The organism is Chlamydiales bacterium (genome assembly GCA_031292375.1).
Taxonomy (GTDB): domain Bacteria; phylum Chlamydiota; class Chlamydiia; order Chlamydiales; family VFKH01; genus JARLHF01.
Map to the genome: position 1 here is coordinate 1 of JARLHF010000068.1, position 22594 is coordinate 22594.

18 protein-coding genes and 2 tRNA genes are annotated in these 22594 nt (G+C 39.4%); 1 reads left to right on the top strand and 19 read right to left on the bottom strand.

Going from position 1 to position 22594, the window contains the following annotated elements:
* Positions 1-157: 157 nt before the first annotated feature.
* The 12 genes from rpoC to infA form a co-directional block, all read right to left on the bottom strand.
* Positions 158-4318: a DNA-directed RNA polymerase subunit beta' gene (gene rpoC, locus P4L16_08220; protein ID MDR3625104.1), complete on the bottom strand. Its 4161-nt coding sequence runs from the start codon at positions 4316-4318 to the stop codon at positions 158-160.
* Between the two features lie 139 nt (positions 4319-4457).
* Positions 4458-8237, bottom strand: a complete 3780-nt coding sequence (gene rpoB, locus P4L16_08225) for a DNA-directed RNA polymerase subunit beta (protein MDR3625105.1) — start codon at positions 8235-8237, stop codon at positions 4458-4460.
* 184 nt (positions 8238-8421) lie between these two features.
* The gene (gene rplL / locus P4L16_08230) at positions 8422-8835 is read right to left on the bottom strand and encodes a 50S ribosomal protein L7/L12 (GenBank protein MDR3625106.1); all 414 of its coding nucleotides are present in this window, start codon (positions 8833-8835) and stop codon (positions 8422-8424) included.
* 23 nt (positions 8836-8858) lie between these two features.
* Entirely contained in the window at positions 8859-9374 is a 516-nt protein-coding gene (gene rplJ / locus P4L16_08235; GenBank protein ID MDR3625107.1) for a 50S ribosomal protein L10, read from the bottom strand.
* 16 nt (positions 9375-9390) lie between these two features.
* Complete coding sequence (gene rplA / locus P4L16_08240; protein MDR3625108.1) at positions 9391-10089, bottom strand: 50S ribosomal protein L1; 699 nt, start codon at positions 10087-10089, stop codon at positions 9391-9393.
* Between the two features lie 66 nt (positions 10090-10155).
* Positions 10156-10587 carry a 50S ribosomal protein L11 gene (rplK, locus tag P4L16_08245; protein ID MDR3625109.1) on the bottom strand — a complete coding sequence of 144 codons (432 nt, stop codon included), beginning with the start codon at positions 10585-10587 and terminating at the stop codon, positions 10156-10158.
* A 57-nt stretch (positions 10588-10644) separates the two neighbouring features.
* Positions 10645-11193, bottom strand: coding sequence for a transcription termination/antitermination protein NusG (gene nusG, locus P4L16_08250; protein ID MDR3625110.1), 549 nt, complete (start codon positions 11191-11193; stop codon positions 10645-10647).
* Between the two features lie 13 nt (positions 11194-11206).
* Entirely contained in the window at positions 11207-11461 is a 255-nt protein-coding gene (secE, locus tag P4L16_08255; protein ID MDR3625111.1) for a preprotein translocase subunit SecE, read from the bottom strand.
* 109 nt (positions 11462-11570) lie between these two features.
* Positions 11571-11643: transfer RNA gene (locus P4L16_08260), tRNA-Trp, on the bottom strand.
* Positions 11644-11689: 46 nt separating this feature from the next.
* Positions 11690-12874 (bottom strand): elongation factor Tu, encoded by a 1185-nt coding sequence (gene tuf, locus P4L16_08265; GenBank protein MDR3625112.1) that lies wholly within the window; start codon positions 12872-12874, stop codon positions 11690-11692.
* 48 nt (positions 12875-12922) lie between these two features.
* A tRNA-Thr gene (locus tag P4L16_08270) sits at positions 12923-12994 on the bottom strand.
* 92 nt (positions 12995-13086) lie between these two features.
* Positions 13087-13302, bottom strand: a complete 216-nt coding sequence (gene infA / locus P4L16_08275) for a translation initiation factor IF-1 (protein ID MDR3625113.1) — start codon at positions 13300-13302, stop codon at positions 13087-13089.
* A gap of 162 nt (positions 13303-13464) precedes the next feature.
* Here infA and P4L16_08280 point away from each other — a divergent pair, with 162 nt between their 5' ends.
* Positions 13465-13908 (top strand): SufE family protein, encoded by a 444-nt coding sequence (locus P4L16_08280; protein ID MDR3625114.1) that lies wholly within the window; start codon positions 13465-13467, stop codon positions 13906-13908.
* A gap of 29 nt (positions 13909-13937) precedes the next feature.
* Here P4L16_08280 and P4L16_08285 read toward each other — a convergent pair whose 3' ends face one another.
* The 7 genes from P4L16_08285 to P4L16_08315 all read right to left on the bottom strand — a co-directional run bounded on the left by P4L16_08285 (position 13938) and on the right by P4L16_08315 (position 22205).
* Positions 13938-15728, bottom strand: coding sequence for an Hsp70 family protein (locus P4L16_08285; protein MDR3625115.1), 1791 nt, complete (start codon positions 15726-15728; stop codon positions 13938-13940).
* Between the two features lie 3 nt (positions 15729-15731).
* Positions 15732-16208, bottom strand: coding sequence for a DUF2760 domain-containing protein (locus tag P4L16_08290; protein MDR3625116.1), 477 nt, complete (start codon positions 16206-16208; stop codon positions 15732-15734).
* 57 nt (positions 16209-16265) lie between these two features.
* Positions 16266-18518 (bottom strand): hypothetical protein, encoded by a 2253-nt coding sequence (locus P4L16_08295; GenBank protein ID MDR3625117.1) that lies wholly within the window; start codon positions 18516-18518, stop codon positions 16266-16268.
* Positions 18519-18604: 86 nt separating this feature from the next.
* Positions 18605-20353: a HEAT repeat domain-containing protein gene (locus P4L16_08300; protein ID MDR3625118.1), complete on the bottom strand. Its 1749-nt coding sequence runs from the start codon at positions 20351-20353 to the stop codon at positions 18605-18607.
* Complete coding sequence (locus P4L16_08305; GenBank protein MDR3625119.1) at positions 20350-20964, bottom strand: transglycosylase SLT domain-containing protein; 615 nt, start codon at positions 20962-20964, stop codon at positions 20350-20352. Before P4L16_08305 ends, P4L16_08300 begins: the two co-directional genes overlap by 4 nt.
* Positions 20965-21300 (bottom strand): histidine triad nucleotide-binding protein, encoded by a 336-nt coding sequence (locus P4L16_08310; protein ID MDR3625120.1) that lies wholly within the window; start codon positions 21298-21300, stop codon positions 20965-20967.
* Between the two features lie 2 nt (positions 21301-21302).
* Entirely contained in the window at positions 21303-22205 is a 903-nt protein-coding gene (locus tag P4L16_08315; GenBank protein MDR3625121.1) for an MYG1 family protein, read from the bottom strand.
* Positions 22206-22594 lie beyond the last annotated feature (389 nt).

Sequence of the window (22594 nt, forward strand, 5' to 3'; positions counted from 1 at the left end):
CATCGCCCTAGGAACGATATGATTTGCAGGGTGAAACCCTGCGTTATAATAGCCTAGGGCATCGCCCTAGGAACGATATGATTTGCAGGGTGAAACCCTGCGTTATAATAGCCTAGGGCATCGCCCTAGGTGGCATTCTCCCTAGGGGGCGAATACTTTAAGCCGTGAAGTCAAAAAGGAGTTCATCATCCAGGTCAAGCTCGCTAAGTTTGCGAACTTCGCGGTAGCGCTCAAAGCCTGTACCACTTGGAATGATTTGTCCCATAATAATGCTCTCCTTATGACCTCTTCGAAGGTCTTTCTTACCACCACAAGCAGCGTCTGTAAGGACGCGTGTTGTATCTTGGAAGGAAGCTGCTGACATGAATGACTCTGTTGCCAAAGAAGCTTTCGTAATACCAAGAAGCACAGGAGCTGCTTGCGCAGGCTTACCGCCCTCCTCAATGACCTTACGATTTTCTTCGTAAAATTCTTTCTTAGTCACCTCTTCACCAAAGAGCAGAGTTGTATCACCTGGGTCAAGAACACGCACTTTTTGCAGCATCTGACGCACAATAATTTCAATGTGCTTATCATTGATGTCCACACCTTGAAGACGATACACTTCTTGCACTTGGTTTACTAAGTACTTTTGAAGTTCTCTTACACCGCAAATATCAAGTATTTCATGTGGCACAACAAGGCCATCTGTAAGCTGTTGTCCTTTTATTACGTGATCGCCCCTTTGAACAATCAAGTGCTTAGTAATATGATGTTCCTCTTCCATACCAGACACTTCGTCGACGACAACTACAATACGTTTGTTTTTCTGAACACCTCTGAAATCAATAACACCATCAATTTTAGCAATCTCTGCTGCATCTTTTGGCTTACGTGCTTCAAAAAGCTCAGCAACACGAGGAAGGCCTCCAGTGATGTCTTTTGTTTTGATTGCACCACGTGGCAGTCTTGCAAGTAAGCGCCCTGCTGACACATGTTGTCCCTCAGATACAGAAATGATCGCACTTGATGGGATCGCATAAGTTCCAACAAGTTCAGTGCAGTCTTTATCAGCGTAAATTACAATCTGAGGATGAAGTTCCCCTCTATGTTGCTTTACAACTAACTCAACTTGTCCTGTTTGCTTGTTAACATCTCTTTCTGTTGAGATACCCTCTACTAAGTCTTCATATTTAACATAACCTGGTCTATCGCAAATGATCGGAATATTATGTTGCTCACACTCAGCAACTTTTGTTCCCACTTTAACATGAGAGCCATCTGGCAATAAAATCTTAGTGCCCAGTTCTGCAGAAAACGTCTGTAAAGGCTCTATGGACTTAGTTCTTAGAAGCTTCTTATACTCTTCTAACGTTCTCTGTTCATCTTTTACAATATGTAAAAGACCATTTTTATTGAGAACTAACCAGTGCCCCTCTTCATTTTCAACGGTGCGCAAATCTGTATAGATTAAGACACCCGCTTCTTCTGTGATAAGCTCTGGAGATAGTCCTGCAGATGCAATACCACCCAAGTGGAATGTACGCATTGTAAGCTGAGTTCCTGGCTCACCAATTGACTGTGCACCAATAATACCAACAGCCTCTCCAAGCCCTACATTTCTTCCATTTGCAAGATTCAAGCCGTAACATTTAGCACAGACACCTCTCTTACTTTCACAAGTAAGAACTGAGCGAATTTTGACAAGCTCAATACCAGAGTCATCAACAGCCTCTGCTTGAATCACCGTCAATGTATCCCCACTCTTTGCAAGCAATTTTGTCTTATCACCTGGCAAATAAATGTCGTCACAAAGTGTTCTTCCAAAAATTCTATCTTTGAGAGGAAGAAGCTCTTCTTGACCTTGCTTAATCGCAGAGACTTCAATACCATTGAGAGTACCGCAGTCCTCTTCCATGATAATCACATCTTGAGCTACATCCACAAGTCTTCTTGTAAGGTAACCAGAGTCAGCTGTTTTAAGAGCTGTATCGGCAAGACCCTTACGAGCACCGTGAGAAGAAATAAAGTATTCAAGTACTGTCAATCCCTCTCTAAAATTAGAGGTAATAGGTGACTCAATAATTTCTCCCGATGGATTTGCCATCAAACCACGAAGCGCACCAAGCTGCTTAATCTGAGATTTGTTACCCCTTGCACCAGAGTCCATCATTAAGAACAATGGATTAAGCTTGCAATCCTCAACACCTGATATTAATTTAAACAATTCTTCTGATAATACATCAGAAACTTCTGTCCAAATGCTAATCGTCTTAGAGTGACGCTCACCATCTGTAATAATACCATCTTCATATTGCTTTTTAACAATAGCAACTTTCTTATGAGCCGCTTCTAAAACTGCTACCTTAGTAGGCGGTATGCGCACATCGCAAATACCCATAGAAAGAGCTGCTTTTGTAGCTTCTGCAAAACCTAAATTCTTTAAGTTATCCAAGAAACGCACTGTTGCCTCAAGACCTACTTTTTTGTAGCATTCGAGTACAAGTTGACTCATGCGTTTTTTAGGAAGGCTGTAATTTTGAAAACCAAGTTCTTTTGGAACAATTGTGTTAAACACAACTCTTCCTGGAGTAGTTTCAATGATACCATTTTCCAAGCGCAACTTTATCTTTTCATGGATATGTAAACCCCTTCCAAGGTCTTCTACTCTAGAATATAGGCCCTTTTTCAAAGGCGCCGTTTCTAAAAAGCCTCCTGCTGCAGACAGCGCTAATAAAACCTCTTCTGTATCTCTAAAAACCTTAGTTTTTAGACCATGCTCTTCTGGTAGGTAGAGAGGGTCAAGCATAAGATAATAAAGACCAAGTGTCATATCTTGTGAGGGAACCGCAACAGGTTTACCAGATGATGGTAAGAAAATGTTGTCAGGCGCCATCATCAATAATTTTGCTTCCAACTGGGCTTCTACAGAGAGTGGCACGTGAACTGCCATTTGGTCTCCGTCAAAGTCCGCATTAAAAGCCGTACATACGAGAGGATGGATACGAAGTGCTTTACCTTCAATAAGTACAGGCTCAAACGCTTGAATACCCAGTCTATGAAGCGTAGGTGCCCTGTTTAACAGCACTGGGTGACCCTTAATAACGTCTTCAAGAACATCCCAAACCTCTGGAGCCTTTCTTTGAATCATCTTCTTTGCAGAGCGAATTGTATAGACATAATTTAAGTCTTTTAAACGCTTTACAATAAAGGGCTCAAATAGCTCTAAAGCCATCTCTTTTGGTAGACCAAACTGATTGAACTTAAGCTCAGGACCTACGATAATCACAGAACGGCCAGAATAGTCAACGCGCTTTCCAAGCAAGTTCTGGCGGAAACGCCCTTGCTTACCTTTTAGCATCTCTGACAATGATTTTAGAGGACGATTGCCAGCACCCATCACAGGATGGCCATGTCTTCCATTGTCAAACAAGGCATCCACAGCCTCTTGTAACATTCTCTTTTCATTGCGAACAATCACATCAGGCGTCTTAAGCTTCAAAATAGCCTTAAGACGATTATTGCGGTTGATGACGCGTCTGTATAGGTCGTTCAAGTCAGATGTTGCAAACCTTCCGCCATCTAGGGGAACAAGTGGTCTTAAATCAGGTGGAATCACAGGAACTTGGTCCATGACCATCCACTCGGGCTTATTTGGAGAAGAAACAAGGCTCTCAACGATTTTTAAACGCTTTGCAAGCTTCATCCTTGCTTGCATCGATTTTGTTTTGCGCAACTTATCTTTCAGCTCAAAAAGAAGAGCTTGAAGATCTTCTCTTTGCAAAAGATCATGAATTGCCTCACCACCCATCTTTGCAACGAAAGCATCACGTCCCCATTTTTCTTGGGCTTCTCGATACTGAACATCGTTAAGCAACTGCTTTTTCTCAAGTTCTGTATGCTTAGGATCAACAACAATATACTCTTCGTAGTAAATCACTCTCTCAAGATCTGCAGAAGACATGCCCAGAATATTTCCAATCCTCGATGGCATCGTCTTAAAGAACCAGATATGCACGACAGGCACTGCAAGCTCAATGTGGGCCATGCGCTCTCTTCTTACTTTAGAAAGAGTAACTTCAACACCGCATCTATCACAGACTATGCCCTTGTGCTTGATCTTCTTGTACTTACCGCAAGCGCATTCCCAATCCTTAGTCGGACCAAAGATTTTTTCACAAAAAAGGCCGCCCTTTTCTGGCTTGAATGTACGATAGTTGATCGTTTCTGGTTTCTTAATTTCACCCCTTGACCACTGATCACGAATTACAGAATCAGAAGCAATGGATATCGTTAACATATCAAATTGAGCTTCCTGCAATTCATCATCAGGACCCATATGATGGTTGTGATGTGAACCTCTTCGCTTTTCAAATCTGTCCTCAGCACCAGCATCTAACGATGCTTTTTTGCTACCAGACTTTTTATGTTGGACATCATGGTGATCGTCGAACGTCCCTACCATTTTCTTCTCCTAATTACAATGAAACAGTCTTTTCCTCTTGAACGCTCTTCAAACGAACATCCAAGCCAAGCCCCTGCATTTCTTTTACAAGTACATTAAACGAGGCAGGAATACCGGCCTTCAAAGAGTTTTCTCCTTTAACAATCGACTCATAGATCCAAGTACGACCAGCAACATCATCTGACTTAACAGTCAACATCTCCTGTAACAGGTGTGCAGCTCCATAAGCTTCAAGTGCCCACACCTCCATCTCTCCAAAACGCTGACCACCCATCTGAGCTTTACCGCCAAGGGGTTGTTGCGTAACAAGAGAATAAGGACCGATAGAACGTGCGTGAATCTTATCGGCAACCAAGTGACTAAGTTTGAGCATATAGATATAGCCAACTACAACCTTGTTATCGAAACGCTCACCATTTCGTCCATCGTAAAGATAGCTCTTGCCATCTACTGGCAAACCTTGTTCTGCCATCATCTCCCAAATTTTATCTTCTGGGAAGCCCTCAAAAACTGGACTCTTAACATAGATACCAGCCTTTTTAGCTGCATAACCAAGGTGCGTTTCAAGCAGTTGTCCCATGTTCATACGAGAAGGCACACCCAAAGGATTCAATATAATCTCAACAGATTGACCAGTACCCAAGAATGGCATGTCAGCTTCAGGAACAATCTTGGAAACAACCCCTTTGTTACCGTGACGTCCAGCCATCTTATCACCCACTTGTAGCTTACGCTTAGAAGCAATATACACTTTTACCTGTCTAATAATTCCAGGATCTAAGTCTGTATCACCTTTACGCATAAACTCAACTTCAGTTTTCTGCTGCTGTTCAAGGGTTTGTACTGCAACTTCGTAGTCCAGAAGAATTTTACGAAGTGCCATATACACTTCATTTTCTGGCATAATTAAATCTTCTGCATTTTGCAATTCGATCGTTTCTATATACTCTTGTGTAATGAGTACAGCCTCAGGAACTAGCACTTCGGCAGTTTTCCTCTGAACGATTGCTCCAGGTGCAGCCTCATCTAACAAAAGAGCTCCCAAGCGTTCATGTCTTTCAATTTGCAATTCGAAAAGACGCGCTCTGTACTCTTTTTGCATATCTTTTAAACGGCTCGCTTCTTCAACAAGTTCATCATCCGTTTTAGAAAGGCGATCTCTTCTACTAAAGACTTTGACATCCATAACGACCCCTTCAGTTCCAGGAGGGACTGTAAGCGATGCATCCTTGACATCTGCAGCTTTTTCACCAAAAATGGCTCTTAAAAGTCTCTCTTCAGGCGCAAGCTCCGTTTCTGATTTTGGTGTAATCTTGCCAACTAGGATATCCCCTGGTTTAACTTCAGCACCAATACGGATAATTCCGTCTTCTCCCAAATTTGCAAGCGCTTCTTCGGAAACATTAGGAATATCTCTTGTGATCTCTTCCTTACCAAGCTTAGTATCACGAGCAGTAAGCTCGAACTCTTCGATATAGATAGAGGTATAGTAATCTTCACGAAGCAACTTTTCAGATATAAGGATCGCATCCTCATAGTTGTAACCACACCATGGCATAAAAGCTACAAGAGCATTTTTTCCAAGAGCGATCTCGCCTCTATCTGTTGCAGGTCCATCTGCAATCACATCCCCTGCTTGAACCTCATCCCCAACAAAGCAAAGTGGTTGTTGATTAATGCATGTTCCAGAGTTTGAGCGTAAAAACTTCTTCAAATGATAAGTCTTCTTATCGACAGGATTTACTTTTGGAGATATGACAATTTTAAAACCATCGACATACTCAACAACTCCATCTTCCTGTGCAATAACCACAGCTCCAGAATCCCTAGCAGCCCTTGCTTCCAAGCCTGTACCTACAACCGGAGAATCCGTTTTTAACAAAGGAACTGCCTGACGCTGCATATTCGATCCCATCAAAGCTCTGTTGGCATCATCATGCTCTAAAAAGGGTATTAAGCCCGTAACAATAGAAACAAGTTGTTTTGGAGATACATCCATGTGAGTCACACGAGCACTATCTACATCAATAAACTCACCTTTATAGTGGACCAGCACCGAGGGCTCTGCAAACATATTGTACTTGTCAAGTGGTGCTGATGCTTGAGCTACAACACAACGCTCTTCAAGATCCGCTGTCATGTATTCGATCTCATCTGTAACTACCCCTTCTTTTACAATACGATAAGGTGTTTCAATAAAACCAAACTCATTAATCTTTGCAAAAGCAGACAATGAAGTGATCAAACCAATGTTTGGACCTTCTGGTGTTTCAATAGGACAAATACGCCCATAGTGACTTGTATGAACGTCACGTACTTCAAAACCTGCTCTGTCTCGGTTTAGACCACCTGGTCCTAGAGAAGATAGACGCCTTTTATGCGTAAGTTCTGCAACAGGATTATTTTGATCCATAAATTGCGATAATTGTGATCTTCCAAAAAAGTCCTTTAAGACCCCAGCAAGCCCTTTTGCACTAACAATCTTTCCTGGAGTAAGCGTATCAGAAGAGAAATCAAAGAGATTCATACGTTCTCTAATAATTCTTTCCATACGCGCAAGACCAACTCTGCACTGATTTTGGATAAGTTCACCCACAGATCTAACTCGTCTGTTGGCAAGATGATCGATGTCATCAATGTTGGCATTTTCATCGCCCTTCTTTAGACGAACTAAATACTTTAATGCACCAATCACATCTTCTTTTTTCAATGTAACAATCTTAAGCTCTTCCTCATTCACATCAAAATCGAGCTTTCGATTCAACTTATAACGTCCCACACGACCTAAATTGTAACGTTTAGGATCAAAGAAAAGCCGCATAATTGCAGATCTGGCATTTGCAATCGTTGCAGGTTCACCTGGACGAATTTTTCTATAAAAATCTTTTAATGCAGACTCATAGGAATCTGTTGTATCCTTAGCAAGCATCTTAATGATAGGACTGGTCTCATCAGCATCTTCAGCAATACGCACAACACCGATACCTGCATCCATCATTCGCTTTAACATTGCAGTTGTAAGCTTTTCTCCAGCTTTTCCAAAGATTACATTACTTTCTTCATCAATAACATCTTCTGCTAGGATCTTTCCAACAAGCTTCACAAAGTCTTTTTCAGATTTAAACTTAATCTTGCAAGTACTAAAGAACTCTTCGATAATATCAGCATCTGTTGAATATCCCAAGGTCCTAATAAATGTAGTCGCTAATATTTTTCTGCGCCGTTTTTTACGATCTATATAGATGTAAACAAGGTCATTAATATCAAAAGAAGCTTCTAACCAACTTCCTCTGTAGGGAATCATGCGGAAAGAATAAAGCGTAATCCCTTTTGCATGTCGTTCTTGTTCAAAAGAAATACCAGGAGATCTGTGCAATTGCGAAACAACAACACGCTCAGCACCATTAATGACAAAAGTACCTTTTTCTGTCATAACAGGTAGCGTACCCATGTACACTTCTTCTTCTTTAATTCCGGTCTCATCAGTCAAGCGAAACTTCACTTTGAGAGTAACATTGTAGGTAATCCCACGACGTATACATTCTTCAGGTGTATATTTCGGAACGCCTAAATTATAGGACAAAAATTCTAGTACAGTTTTTTCATCGTAAGACTTTATAGGAAAAACTTCAGTAAAGACTTCTTGCAGACCTAAATTTTCACGTTCATCCGCAAACCTGTCTGCCTGCAGAAACTGATTATACGATTTGATTTGGACTTCTATCAAATTAGGTAGATCAATGATCTCTTCCTTTTCGATGAATCCGACCCTTTGAGGTGGTCTTTTAAGCATGACGAAAGGTCCCCTATGACGGCTGGTTTGAATAGATTGATATTAACAAAGGGTACTAGTAGTGCCTATCCATTTTACTGAACGCCCTACTGGTACCCAAGACTTAAGTTATGGCTAGCTTAATTTTTAACAGAAACAATCTGTGCTAAAATAAAAGTTAACCATAAGTTGCAACCTTAAATGATTATAAACCCTTCATCGTTGCTTTTGCGCCAGCCGCAACTAATTTCTTAACAATATCTTCTGCTTCTGCCTTTGCAACTCCTGTCTTAACAACTTTTGGAGCTCCCTCAACAAGATCTTTCGCTTCTTTTAAGCCAAGACCTGTCAATTCACGGATCACCTTAATTGCGCCAATTTTTTTATCAGCAGGACATTCTTCCAGACTTGCTTCAAATTCAGTTGCTTCCGCAGCTGCTGGTGCTGCTGCACCTTGTGCAGGAGCTGCTGCAACTGCAACTGCTGCTGCCGCTGCTTTTACGCCCCATTTTTCTTCCAAAGCTACTTTTAGCTCGGACATTTCTAGTACTGTTAACTTACTAAGTGCTTCAACAAGTGCTTGTTTTTCCACATTTACCTCTTTAAATTTGCAAGATATTTTGATAATGAACTTTTTTTGTCTTAAGAGCTTTGCTGGCTTTTATTATCCAAACAATAAATCACACTGCTCAACAAAGCCTCCATAACTGCCAGAGTCTGTGCCATTGGAGCTTCGAAAAGTCCAAGGAGCTCAGCTCTCATCTCATCTTTACCCGGTAGTTTAGAAAGCTTTTCTACATCAGCCGCATGGTAGAGTCTACCATCTAAGCGCGCGCCAATAACTTGAATTGCTTTCTCATTACTCTGACCATATTGCATAGCAACTTTTGTAGCTTCAATCGGATCACTTTCGCTGAAAATGACGCCAATATGTCCCTCAAGGTCTTTTACATCAAGTAAAATCCCAAGAGATCCTGCAGCTTTTACAAAAACTCGCTTACGCACAACTTCTAGTTCAGCACCAACTTTTGCAAGTTCATTGCGGAAGCTACAAGATGAATTAGCCTTAAGACTTGTATACTTTGTCAAAATAAAAGAATTTGACTTATTTATTTTGCCTTTAATCTCATCTAAAAGGAGTTGTTTTTCTGCTCTCATAATCTCATCACTCCTTTTATGTTACAGGTAATTCAGTAGCAGCGATTCTCAAACCAGGTCCCATAGTAGAAGATACATACATTGACTGTAGGTATTGTCCCTTAGCACCAGCTGGTTTTGCACGCAATATTGCCATTAGCAAAGCTCTGATATTCTCAACTAGATGCATTCTTTCAAAAGATATCTTACCAACAGCATTGCTAATTACTGCGTGTCTGTCTAGTTTAAATTCTACCTTTCCTGCCTGAAGCTCTTTAATCGCCTTGGCAACATCTGTTGTTACTGTACCAGCTTTGGGAGTCGGCATCAAACCTCTTGGCCCAAGTACTTTACCCAATTTACCAACTTCTCTCATCATGTCAGGCGTTGCAATAACAGCATCAAAGTCTGTCCAACCTCCTGCAATCTGGTTGAGAAGATCGTCATTTCCCGCATAGTCTGCGCCAGCTGCAAGGGCCTCTTGAACTTTGTCACCTCTTGCAAAAACAAGGACTCTCAAAGTTTTTCCTGTGCCATTCGGTAAGGACACAGTCGCTCTTACTTGCTGATCGGACTTGCGCGGGTCAACACCCATTTTCAGGGAAATTTCCACAGTCTGATCAAATTTGACTGGTGGACAATTTTTTAAAATATCGATAGCGTCGTCTAATGTATAGGCTTTTTGTAAGTCTATTTTAGAGGCTATCTCCCGAATTCGTTTACTTTTACGACCCATTAATTCTCACTGTAATTTGCATGTTTAAGACCTCAAGAAAGACCTTAAACTTGATTTACTTGTTTACTATTTTCCGACAATATCGATGCCCATAGATCTTGCAGAACCCATTACCATCTGCATCGCGGCTTCTTTGCTACGAGCATTCATGTCAACAGACTTCTTCAAGGCAATGGCCTCTACTTGACTTAAAGTCAACTTTCCAACTTTGTCACGGTTGGGAACCTTTGATCCGGATGTAACACCCGCTTCTTTCTTTATTAAACCCGTAACTGGCGGCTGTTTTGTAATAAATGCAAACGTCTTATCGGAAAAAACCTCTATAACAACAGGCAATACATCACCCGCCTTATCTTGAGTCTTAGCATTAAACTCTTTACAAAACGCCATAATATTTACACCAGCAGAACCAAGCGCAGGTCCAATTGGTGGCGCCGGGTTTGCTTTTCCGGCAGGTATTTGCAATTTGATGATCTTTACGATTTTTTTTGCCATGATCACCCACTTCCTTATATTTTATACTTTATCTTCTTTGCGATACTTTCTTTATGACAACTAGCCCAAATCTGAGTCTTCTGCAACTTCTTCAACTTGCCAGAATTCCAAATCGTCTACTCGTGTTTCTCTACCAAATATGGTTACAAGCACACTTAATCTTCCCTTATCATGGAAAACTTCAGTTACTGTTCCAACAAAATTAACAAAAACACCATCATTAATCTTTACTCTATCGCCAATTTCAAACTTATGTTTTTGCACTACACGTTTTTTCTTATCGTCTAGATCTCTCAAAATGCTTTGAACTTCTTCTTCAGACAAAGCTGTAGGAGCCTCTCCACCAAGAAAATCAATTACTCCAGGAGTGTTCTTAACATACATCCAAGAATCATCGTTGAGCGTCATTTTTATAAGCAAATAACCTGGCCATATTCTTTTTTCAGTGATCTTTTGCTGGCCTTTTTTAACCTCAGAAACATTTTCTGTAGGTACTAGAACCTGCTCAATAAACTCACTCATTCCACTGTTATTTCTAAAGTCTTCTAGAGATTTCTTAACTTTCTTCTCTTGTGTCGATAAAACTTGTACTACATACCAATTGTTCATTACGATTAAACCTTTAACCCCCAAAGAGCTTCATAAAAAGTCCCATTCCCGACAAACTGCCTTGAATGACCAGATCAATTAGATAAATAAACATTCCAAACAAAAATGTAGCACCTACTACAACCTTTGTATAAACAGTAAGTTCGTCCTTATGAGTCCAATCAATATTCTTAAACTCTTTTTTAACATCACCAAAAAAGTGAATGACTTTTTTGCCATCTATTTGTGCGGGCTTGGCTGAAGCCGTATTCTTTACTTCCATATTCATCACAATCCCTGATTCGCTAAAATCTCTGTCTTAAAACTCTACATTAAAAGTTATCAATTAACGCAAAAAAGGCGCAAAAAAGCGCAAAAAAGAAATGCAAAAAACTTTTCGAGTGCGGAGGGATTTGAACCCCCGACCGGCGACTTTGGAGATCGCTGCTCTACCAGCTGAGCTACACACCCAATATGCACCGGAACCCATAAAAATTTATGGGTTCCAACATTTACTTTATTGCAAGATCTTAGTAACGGTTCCAGCACCGATAGTGCGACCACCCTCACGGATAGCAAAGCGCATACCTTCTTCCATAGCAATTGGGCTAATCAGTTCGCCAATAAGCTCAACGTTATCGCCTGGCATCACCATTTCTACGCCCTCTGGAAGAGTAACTGTTCCAGTTACATCCGTTGTGCGGAAATAGAATTGTGGACGATATCCACTAAAGAACGGCTTATGACGGCCACCCTCTTGTTGGGTCAGCACATAAACTGTACCTTTAAACTTCGTATGAGGCGTACATGTACCAGGTGCCGCAAGAACCATTCCTCTTTCGATATCATCTTTGTTAACACCGCGAAGAAGGATACCAACATTATCACCAGCACGAGCTTCGTCCAATAGTTTATTGAACATCTCTATGCCTGTTGCAACAGTTTCTTTTGTTGGACGAAGTCCTACTAATTGCAATTTATCGTTAATCTTAATGACACCTTTTTCACAACGACCTGTTGCAACGGTTCCTCTTCCAGAAATGGAGAACACGTCTTCGATTGGCATAAGGAAAGGCTTGTCAATTTCTCTTGTTGGTGTTGGGATTTGCTCATCAACTGTTTTCATTAACAACTTAATGGACTCTACGTATTTTGGGTCACCTTCTAGAGCTTTAAGAGCAGATCCTCTGATAATTGGAGCGTTTTTGTAACCTTTGGCTTCTAACAGCTCTGTAAGTTCCATTTCAACAAGTTCAATAAGCTCTTGATCTTCTTCACTAACCATATCTACTTTGTTGAGGAATACAACGATAGCAGGAACACCTACTTGGTGAGCAAGCAAGATGTGTTCTTTTGTTTGAGGCATCGCACCATCCGTTGCAGCCACTACAAGAATCGCACCATCCATTTGTGCAGCACCTGTAATCATGTTTTTAACATAGTCGGCGTGTCCTGGACAGTCTACGTGCGCATAGTGGCGAGCAGCTGTTTCGTATTCTACGTGTGTTGAGTTGATCGTGATACCACGAGCTTTTTCTTCTGGTGTGTTGTCAATCGAGGCATAATCTCTATACTTCGAACCGGTCTCTTCAGCAAGAACTTTAGTAATTGCAGCAGTAAGAGTGGTTTTACCGTGGTCTACGTGCCCAATCGTTCCAATATTTACGTGAGGTTTGTTCCTCTTAAACGCTTCTTTTGCCATTATGCATCCTCCATTAGGATCAATCTACAGTTTATTAACGTAAGCTTCTGCCCAGAATAGGAATTGAACCTACGACCTTTTGCTTACCATGCAAGTGCTCTACCCCTGAGCTATCTGGGCATATTACTTTCAAATTACTCATCAAAGGGACCGATTCTACTAAAGACAGGGAAAAAAAATCAATAAAGATTCTTCATCTATGTAATTATTAGTTATTTTCGGTAAGTAATCCTGGCCTTTGTCAGGTCGTAAGGAGACATCTCAACAGTGACACCATCTCCAACAGAAACACGAATATTTCTCATTCGCATTTTCCCACATAAATGGGCATAAACTTCCAAGCCATTTTGCAATAATACGCGAAAAGTCATGTTGGGAAGTAGCTCTTTAACAGTACCATCAATTTTTATTGTATCTTCTTTAGCCATAGATCAAAGGAAACTCAGAATTATTTTTACAGATTATCAGCGCAATTTTAATTGTACCAATAAAACAGAATGCCTCTGTTAATGTCAACATTTTTCGTAAAATTTGCATAACTATTGACTTCTTGCTGTAAAAGCTTGCATAATCTCTACCGATTACCAAAAATGAACCTACAACTCATGTATGAATCTTGCTTAAAAAAACAGGATGGAATTAAAAAAAAGTTTTTCCATCTTGAAACTCCTGAAGAAAAATATAATTTGATAATGGATCTTGGAAAAAATCAAGCCAAACTCGATCCATCCTTAAAAACAGAGGAGAGCCTTGTCAAAGGATGCCAAAGCAAAATGTACCTTAGAAGCTATTTAAAAGATGGTCTTGTCTATTTTGAAACAGAATCGGATGCTCTCATCTCTGCAGGACTTGCTGTACTTTTAACAGAAGTATATAGCGGCGAAAAACCAGAAGTCATACTTAAATGCCCTCCTACTTACCTAGAAGAGATTGGTATTACATCTAGCTTATCTCCAAGTAGGTCTAATGGACTTGCAAGTTTGCACCTTAAAATGAAACAAGAAGCCTTGCGTTATATACACAAACAAGCTTAAGGATTGATTTTTGAGCTTGTTTGTGTATATCATCTAATATCAAATTCAAGCTTCCACTTACGACCATCTTGTGCTCTACACCAGAGCTGAAAGCTACCTAGCTCTGTCACCTTAGAGCTCAAAGTAACTCTCACAAGCGAGCCTTCTATTCCTTGTTTATCTAATAATGTTTCAATGGGATGTAACTCTCTTAGCTCATCTAAGCACTCAGCAAGCAAAACACCTGGAGTTGGCGCTAAACCATTAGAGAACTTCTCCGTGGAGTGACTAAAAAAACGAAAACTTGCTAATTCTCCTAAAAGCAATGTAAATTCCTGACCTGTAATATCGACACTATCACCCTCTTCCATGCCAAAAGAAGCTACGCACAGTGCCTTTACTTTAGGCTGAATCCCTGGAATTGCAAGACCTGCGCTCTCTATACCGATAAAATAACTTCTACTAATTCCTGCCCTAATGCGTATACCAGTACCTTCTCTTGAAAGCCCATAGTAAACAGATCCAACGCTTACAGCATAATCAAGATTTACACCATCTAATATCTTAATGGGACTTTTCTTTAAATTTTTTGCCCAAGAATTTAGTAATTCTATCAACCGTTCCTGCAAAGCATTTGCCTTTAGCGCACCCCCATTGAAAAGTATGGCTGTTGGTAAAATGAATTCATCCATGCTTGCGCTCTCTTTTTCACCTGTCATCGATAAAAACTTAGCAAGCTGACAAGAGATGCGTGCGTCTTGAGCGTAGGGCAATCCAATCTGTCTTATCCCAAGTTTTTTCTCTACAGGAGAGCGCTCTGTTGGTTCTACAAGAGGCATAAATCCATCGACAATATATTTTAAAATCTCTTCCCTTGAAAGCTCTACTTTACAGCTTCCTCCAATTAGCTTGCTTCCTCTTCCTTGTACCGCTACAATAACCTTTTCCAGAGCCCCTTGCTTTAAGAGCTCTTCTTTTGCAAATCTACAACGATGTACAAGCTCACTCATCTGACTACTATCGATACTCTTATTAGAAGCTTCTAACTTCTGCTTTGCAAGGTAGGCAAGAGAAAGGTCCATATTATCACCTCCCAAAAGAAGATGTGTGCCAACAGCAAGCCTTTTCAAAATAAGATCACCCTTATCATCTTCTGCTCGAATAAGACTAAAATCGCTTGTTCCCCCACCAATATCTACCACAAGAACCGTATCACCCACTGCAAGCTTACTTCTCCACTCTTCTTTCTCTCTACAAAGCCATGCGTAAAAAGCTGCTTGTGGTTCTTCTAAAAGAATTACCTCAGGATAATCTGCAAGCTTTGCAGATTCCTCTACAAGTTGTCTTGCTGCCGGATCAAACGATGCTGGGACTGTGATAAGAATCGTTTGCTCTTTAAAAGGATCATCTGGGAATTTTACATTCCACACTTCCTGAAGATGCTTTAAAAGCTCTGTAATTGCCTCAACAGGGCTTATCTTGATTGCATTATCTTCAGCATCTAACGGCAATAAGGGATCTCTTCTTTGAACACCATCATGACAGAGCCATGACTTTGCAGAAGAAATTACCCTTCCAGGAATTTCAGATCCACGCTCTCTTGCTAAAATCCCAACAGAAACTTTTTTATCTAAAAAGAGATGTTTTTCTTTTTCCTCTTCCAAAGGAAAATAAAGAAAGGAAGGCAGTGAAAAATGCTCTTCTTGTACGCCAAAAGCACTCATTTGCATGATAGGAAACTGTATAATTTCTGGATGTTTACCCCTTCCAAGACTTGTATAAGCCATCGTACAATTGGTAGTTCCAAGATCTATGCCTATTATATAATTCGTTGTCTTCATAAACTAATTCACAATCTCTACTTCTGCAGGGCACAATATGTCCTTTCTTACCTCTCCAACTGGTCTTGGAAGAGATAACTTATGAGCCTTCCAACCAGCATGTCTAAGTACTCCTTTATAAGGAGGCTCTCCTTTCACGCGCCCAGTAACCTTAATTTCAGCTGGATCATACCCTTTGGGAACAGTCATCGCACTACCCTCTTTTGCATCCATGAGAGGGCGAATGACAATAAGATCTTCCAATGTTTTTGCACACTCTGCATGAATCTGCCGAACGGCAAGTCCTACCTCTGCATCCTGATAACCACTAATATCTTCTTTTAAAAAATCCACAATACGAGAAGAATGTTGTAAAATATAGAGCAGTCGCAAATGCTCAGAATTATCCAATTTCTTCTCTTCTTTTGCCAAAACTTCTGTTTTTTGAGGCGCTTTTAACTCTCTAAAAAAAGCTTTTATAGCACAACTAAGTCTCATCATCGACCTTTACATTAAAAATTATACAGACCAAGAGAATGGTACGTTTTACGATTTAAATCAAGAGGAGTGAAACTTAGAAAGGATGAGTTTCTCCAAAAAAGCAGTCGGTGGTAAAGAGGGCTGTTCTGCCAAAGCTTGATGGTAAATTACAGTCGATGGAGTAAGGGCTGGGAGAGTATTTACTTCAATAACGATCATTTTTTCCGTTAGGTGATTAAAAAAAATGTCGATGCGAGCATAATTTCTAATTTTGAGTGCCTTAGCAACATGCTCGATTAAATTTTTAACTTTAATCACTTTTTCTGCAGAAAGAATTTCTTCTGGAGGAGGCGTGATATTAATTCCAGTGCCTCCTTGGAACTTCTCTTCCAAACTTAAAACTGCACCCTCTGCAATTGTAATACTTGGATTTAATGCCCTACAATGCCCCCCTTCTTCTAATACACCCACAGTAAGCTCAACCCATCCCTTTTTTAATCGGTGCAAAAGAGCATCATTTTCAATACAAATCTCATCTGTTTCGATATAAGGTTCTATAATGTATTCCATAAATTGATCCAGAGGCATTTCAATCAATCCTTTTTGATTTGAAAAAGTCCCTGCAGGAATCGTTGATGTGTGCGTGTGTACATATGCACAATAACGCTCAAAATCCATTTGACTCTTTAGCAAGACAATACCCGCAGAGCATCCATCTGAGCAAGGTTTTATGATAAGCTCAGATGAGCCTAGCTCATTTACAATCCGATCCCAATCATACCCCTCTTTCAGCTTTATTTTTGGCAAAGATGCAATATCTGGATGACCATAAGAAGCAATCCATTTTCCTGTCTCATACTTATCCATACATAGCTTTGAAGTGGCTGCATCCGATCCATTATAAAGAATATTGCGCTCTTCTAAAATACGCTGAAGCGTTCCATCCTCGCCCATTCCTCCATGAAGTGCAATAAAAACAAAAGCCTTCTTGCTCTCAGCTTCCGCAAGAAAATCATTTAGAGAGAATTTCTGCTCATTAAGCGCACTACAGTTTTGCAAAACCTCTTCCACTGTATGATTTAAAATACAATGATAAGGAGCCCTCCATACATCCCCTGTAGAGTCTAAAAAATAGGGTTCAGCATGAAAGTGCTGAGAATTTAAAAGTTTTAGCCAAACATTTGTTCCACTCATAAGAGAAACCTGGCGCTCAGCATTTTTGCCTCCAAACAGGACAAAAACAGGTTTTTTATTTAACTGGCCCTCTTGTAAAGAGTTTTTCATGGAAAGCTTATATCTCGCACATGCATTTTTCACAATAAGCTGTAAAGCCTCTTTATGCGTCATTCCAGAAAATGATGCTTGTATAAAAAAGAAACTATTTTGCTCCAAACCATTAATAGGGTTAATATCTGTGAAAAGCAAAGTTCCATCATCCATCAACCATCCATCTATCCTAACAAAATCTCGCATCTCAAATAGATTAAAAATTGCTTCTGCCTTATGCATGATCTCATTTGTTACGTCTGTTGGAAATCTAGGCGGCGTATGATACATTGTCGCAGATGTAGGAAGGTATTTTTTTCGAAAATCAAAAATTTCATGATTGTCATAACTAATAGAAATTTCTGTTGGTGTTAGTGCCTTTGGGCTTCCATTTTCTTGCTGCATGATGACAACAGTAAACTCACGCCCTTTACAAAATGGCTCTAAAAGTACTTTTAAATAACCTTTTTCAAAAAGACTCTGTGCCCACTCAATAGCTTTTTGAGAATCTGAAAAAGAGGCAACACCAACAGATGAACCACCAGCTACTGGTTTTACAATGAAGCGCTCCAAAGCTTTTTCTCTTACATATTCCCTTATTTTCTCCTCTTTCCCCCTTTGAAGCACTAAAAAATCGAGCGTTGCAAATCCGGCATGCTTTAATATCTCTTGGCAACTATCTTTAAAATACATTTTGGAGCAAGAAGCACTCGAAGAACCCACAAATGGAACATCATATTCTTCTAATTTTTTTTGAAGAGAACCATCTTCTCCAAAAGATCCATGAATCACAGGAAAGACTAGATCTATTTCACTGAAAAGTTTTTTTAAAGAAAATTCATCTAAAGCCTTACTAGTTCTGGAAAGCTTAAAATCAAAATCTGCTGGTGTGTTAGAATAGAGTTGCGCCTCTGTAAGGACATAAAACTGCTCCTTCCAATCCACATAGAGAGGAACTATTTTTACATCTTTAGAGCTTAAGTGATCCAGAATAGAACGAGCAGAATTAAGTGAAATTCCACGCTCTGCAGAAGGACCTCCACATATAACAGCTATCTTAAACATAATATAATTGATTTGTGTATAGACATTTTTGAGCGCAGTTTAAAAGATTACAACAAATTCCACAATCCATTTTCTACTCTAACAAACTAATGGTTTAGGGAAAGTATCAGAGAAGCTGCAGCGACAATGCGTATCACTAAAAAAGGATCTTGCATTGCTTGCAATAAAAAATCTGTAGAGCATGGATCTCCAATATTGCCAATAGCTTCTAATATTTTTATTTTTAACTCCCGGTCTGCTTGAGGATAGGCTTCTTGGAGCACTGTAACAGCTTCTTTATCATGAATCCACATCCCAAGTACAAGAGCTGCTTGTATACGAATTTTAGGATCATTATCACCCAATAACTCTCTTACTAAAAAAGCTGACTCACTATCACATTCTTGCAAAAGAACAGTTGCTGCAACACCTGTAATTCCAAATGTTTTTTCCTTTAAAAATCTCTTTAAGACTTCTATCGTTCTTGGATACTCTAAAACAGCAAGAACATGTATCAAATCAAGATGCACTTTTTGATCAATTGCTTCTGGAGTAAGGATCATATCAGGTTCATGCCTCACATCACTTGGTGCAAGTACTCGAAATAGTGGCGACAAAGAGGTATTCCACATCAAAAGAGACCTATTTTCACTCAAAAAACAAAACACTTCATTACATGCACGCTCTACACTTACTCTTTGACCAATTAATGCGAGTGCAAGTTGCACACGAACAAAAGGATCTCTACTTTCAACCATAAATCTAGATGCAAGCTCAACACCATATTTTCCTGTATTACCAAGGGCTGCTGCTGCAAATCTTCTTATTTCTTGATTTTTATGAGATAGCCAAGGAGCAAAAGTTTGCATTCCTTTTTGTGGATCAAACAGTGTAGTAAGCCAGCAAGCTGTAATTGCAACTCGGTAATCCATATCTAAAGTACAAGGGTAGATAAGGTCTACAACTTTTTTTGAAGCCACTTCTGATACACGCATGAGCCCAAATACACTGAGAGCTGCAATGCGCACTTCTGCATGTGAGTCATTGACCAATAAGGCAATATGTTCCAAATGGGCCTTATCGTTTAATTCTAAAACAAGTGCGCAAGCAAGGAGTCGCAAACCAGAGCGATCACTTCTTGCAAAATAAATAACCTCTTTTGCAGTAACATCTTTACAGATACCTACAATGGCAGCCACAATGCGTGCTTTTTCTTCCGCAGTCGCACTTTCACTTGCAAGAAGCCTTTTTAATATACCCTCAGCCTCTTTTAGTTGCATCTCTCCAACCGCATCAATTGCCTGCATGCGTACCTGCCATACAGGGTCTTTTTCTAAAAGAAACAAAACCTGTTTTTGCAATACCATATCCATTAAATGTGATGAAAGTTCGACAGCCACACACCTTACAAGTGAATTAGAATCTTTTAAACATTTTTTCATGATGGAGACTGCATAGGCATCTTGTGTGATTGTAGAGCCCACAAGAGCAATTAACCTTGCATACAATGTTGGAGAAGAAATTCCTTTATATAAAGTTCCCCAAGCCATCTCTTCCAAAAGATCTCTCCTTAGCTCAGGAGATGTAAAAGAAGCCTGATATTTTTGCCATGCCAAATAACACTCTCTTTCTTTACCACTTTTTGCAAGAAGCCTTATCAGTGCTTCTTGCAGCAATTGTGAGTTTGGATTTATGGTAAGTGCTTGATAAACTTCCTTTAAACCGCAATCATATTCCCCAATTTTCAAGTAAGCAAAAACTCTTCTTGATAAACGCTCTTCTTCTGACTGCACTCCTGCAAATAATAATAGAGGAAAACAGAAACACATGACTATAAACCATCTTTGATTACTCATAAAGGCAAGACCTTATTTGTAATCCAAAGTACCTTTTGAACCATCAAGATATCATTGGCATACTTTATCGTAGTAGGCCTTTTTTGCTGCAATATTCTTTCATATTCTTCCTTTGTAGAGCATTTATCCAAACACTGCTGTAAAATAACTGTAGGACCTGCATTGTAACTTGCTAAGATTACTCTAGTAGGATCTCCTGCATACCAACTATCAATTTTTATCTTTCTCTCTTCTATAGAAAAAAGTCTTTCTAATAAAACATTCATGTAAAGGGTTCCTAAACGAATATTCTTTTCTGCAGAGAATAGATCTTCTCGGTTATATGAATCCTTTGTTATCTTTCTAAGCCGAGCAAGCTCCTTTATAGTCGTAGGCCGTATTTGCATAAGACCAATTGCTCCAGCAGACGAGACCGCTGCTTGCTTAAAACCACTTTCACGGTAGATCAGAGCAGCTAAAAGAAGAGGATCTATCTTTTCTTGCAGAGCATTATTCATTACTAAAGAGCGATAAGAAGAGGGGAAAAAATGCTCTCGTAAACCAAAAAAACTAATGCAAGCTAGAACTAAAAATATAGAGGAAACTAAAATAAAAAAATTTCGTTTTTTCATTTAACCAAGTGTACCAAAAGATCTTCCACCAATAAGATGAAAATGTAAATGAAAGATGGTCTGCCCAGCTTCATGACCGTTATTAGTTAATACTCTATAGTTATCAACTATTTTAAATTGCATAGCAAGAATTTGAACAGCACGCATGATTTCACCAATCAGCCATAAATCCTCTTTTCCAACTGCTTGAATACTTGAAAAATGCTTCTTTGGCATAATTAAAATATGAACGGGTGCAACTGGATAAATATCTTTGATGGCAAGTATATGCTCATTTTCAAAAACCTTTTCCGAATCAATCTCACCTGCAATAATGCGCTCAAAAATTGTTTTCATGATCAACTCATCTTTTGAGCTTTCAAAACCTTTTCTAAGGCCTTAAATGCATCTTCTTTTGATTCCCAAACAGAAATAAAGCGTCCCTTATGGCAAAAAATCGCCCCCTGAATACCAGACACTCTCTTCAAATCATTATCGCAAAGCCCTGCCCATTCCAAAGGCAAAGGAAATCGAACACTCATGCGGTGTTCGGAATCAGGTGGAATGCCGCGCAATTTCCAATGAGTACCAGAGGGCATAATAACAAACTTAGCAGAATGTTTCTCTCCATCAAGCTCAAAAAAACTATCCTGCCAAGGAATTGCTTTATCAAACACCAGACACTCTTTTGAGCAATTCATACAATTTTGCACTGTATCTCTACAATCTTGGTTATATTTATAGCGATCCCAAAGCCTTCTTAAATGCCCATATGTAAATTGAAATGCTGCATCAAATGCGATCTGCCCCTCTTCTGCACTTGCTTCATAAGAGATAGGAGCAAAATTTGCAATGATTTGTGAAAAAAAACTATATCCAGTAAGACCTGGAGCTCTACCATTATCAAAATCATCTACCCCTTTGACTAAGCTTTCATTGAAAAAAGAGTATTCTTTCTTGTTGATAACCTTTTCTCTTAGCAAGTACTCTAAAATCATTCCAGCACTACTATATGTACCTTTATATTCTGCTTGATGATGATCGAAAAGCTTTTTGTTAGGATCATAAATACCACCTACATCACATACATATTCACATAAGCCAAGCTTACTAGAATCCCTTGTTCTTACAATTTTTCCCTCATCTACAAGTTTAAAAAGCGTTAGAAGAGCACATGCTGTTACTTCATCCGCATGAAAAGTTCCATCATGAGTTCCAACACTACGCGGTAGAGCCCCACTAAAATTTTGACTTGCACTCATTAAACTTAAACCCCAACAGAAATGATGAACCCCTAATTCTATAACCTTAGGAATATTACTCAAGTGCAAAAGAAAATAACATAAATATGCTTTTAGTACGCTTTTTTACCTAAAGTACTCCTCATCAGAGCTCACTTTTTGTGGATTCTTTGTTGATATGACATATTTTAAAAAATAAAATTTGTTATTTTTCCACAGCCATCCTTCTTTTAAAAACAGTCGGATTCTCTCTAAAAACCCGTATATATCGTTTAATTTAAGCAGCTTAAGAAACAGTACTCGATAATAATATTAACTATCAAAATTCCAACTTCTAGCCAATTACAAATCTATTGCTGTGTTGATAACTTCAAAAAACAAACTTTTGTGGAATTTTTTTTACACTTTTG

What these genes read in the sequence shown, in the direction of transcription:
- tuf (MDR3625112.1), bottom strand. Translation starts at nt 12,874, where the DNA reads ATGGCAAAAGAAGCGTTTAAGAGGAACAAACCTCACGTAAATATTGGA.
- P4L16_08300 (MDR3625118.1), bottom strand. Translation starts at nt 20,353, where the DNA reads ATGAGTAATCAAAGATGGTTTATAGTCATGTGTTTCTGTTTTCCTCTA.
- P4L16_08290 (MDR3625116.1), bottom strand. Translation starts at nt 16,208, where the DNA reads ATGATGAGACTTAGTTGTGCTATAAAAGCTTTTTTTAGAGAGTTAAAA.
- rplA (MDR3625108.1), bottom strand. Translation starts at nt 10,089, where the DNA reads ATGGGTCGTAAAAGTAAACGAATTCGGGAGATAGCCTCTAAAATAGAC.
- rpoC (MDR3625104.1), bottom strand. Translation starts at nt 4,318, where the DNA reads ATGGGTCCTGATGATGAATTGCAGGAAGCTCAATTTGATATGTTAACG.
- P4L16_08315 (MDR3625121.1), bottom strand. Translation starts at nt 22,205, where the DNA reads ATGAGTGCAAGTCAAAATTTTAGTGGGGCTCTACCGCGTAGTGTTGGA.
- rpoB (MDR3625105.1), bottom strand. Translation starts at nt 8,237, where the DNA reads ATGCTTAAAAGACCACCTCAAAGGGTCGGATTCATCGAAAAGGAAGAG.
- P4L16_08310 (MDR3625120.1), bottom strand. Translation starts at nt 21,300, where the DNA reads ATGAAAACAATTTTTGAGCGCATTATTGCAGGTGAGATTGATTCGGAA.
- P4L16_08285 (MDR3625115.1), bottom strand. Translation starts at nt 15,728, where the DNA reads ATGAAGACAACGAATTATATAATAGGCATAGATCTTGGAACTACCAAT.
- P4L16_08295 (MDR3625117.1), bottom strand. Translation starts at nt 18,518, where the DNA reads ATGTTTAAGATAGCTGTTATATGTGGAGGTCCTTCTGCAGAGCGTGGA.
- P4L16_08305 (MDR3625119.1), bottom strand. Translation starts at nt 20,964, where the DNA reads ATGAAAAAACGAAATTTTTTTATTTTAGTTTCCTCTATATTTTTAGTT.
- nusG (MDR3625110.1), bottom strand. Translation starts at nt 11,193, where the DNA reads ATGAACAATTGGTATGTAGTACAAGTTTTATCGACACAAGAGAAGAAA.
- P4L16_08280 (MDR3625114.1), top strand. Translation starts at nt 13,465, where the DNA reads ATGAACCTACAACTCATGTATGAATCTTGCTTAAAAAAACAGGATGGA.
- infA (MDR3625113.1), bottom strand. Translation starts at nt 13,302, where the DNA reads ATGGCTAAAGAAGATACAATAAAAATTGATGGTACTGTTAAAGAGCTA.
- secE (MDR3625111.1), bottom strand. Translation starts at nt 11,461, where the DNA reads ATGAATATGGAAGTAAAGAATACGGCTTCAGCCAAGCCCGCACAAATA.
- rplJ (MDR3625107.1), bottom strand. Translation starts at nt 9,374, where the DNA reads ATGAGAGCAGAAAAACAACTCCTTTTAGATGAGATTAAAGGCAAAATA.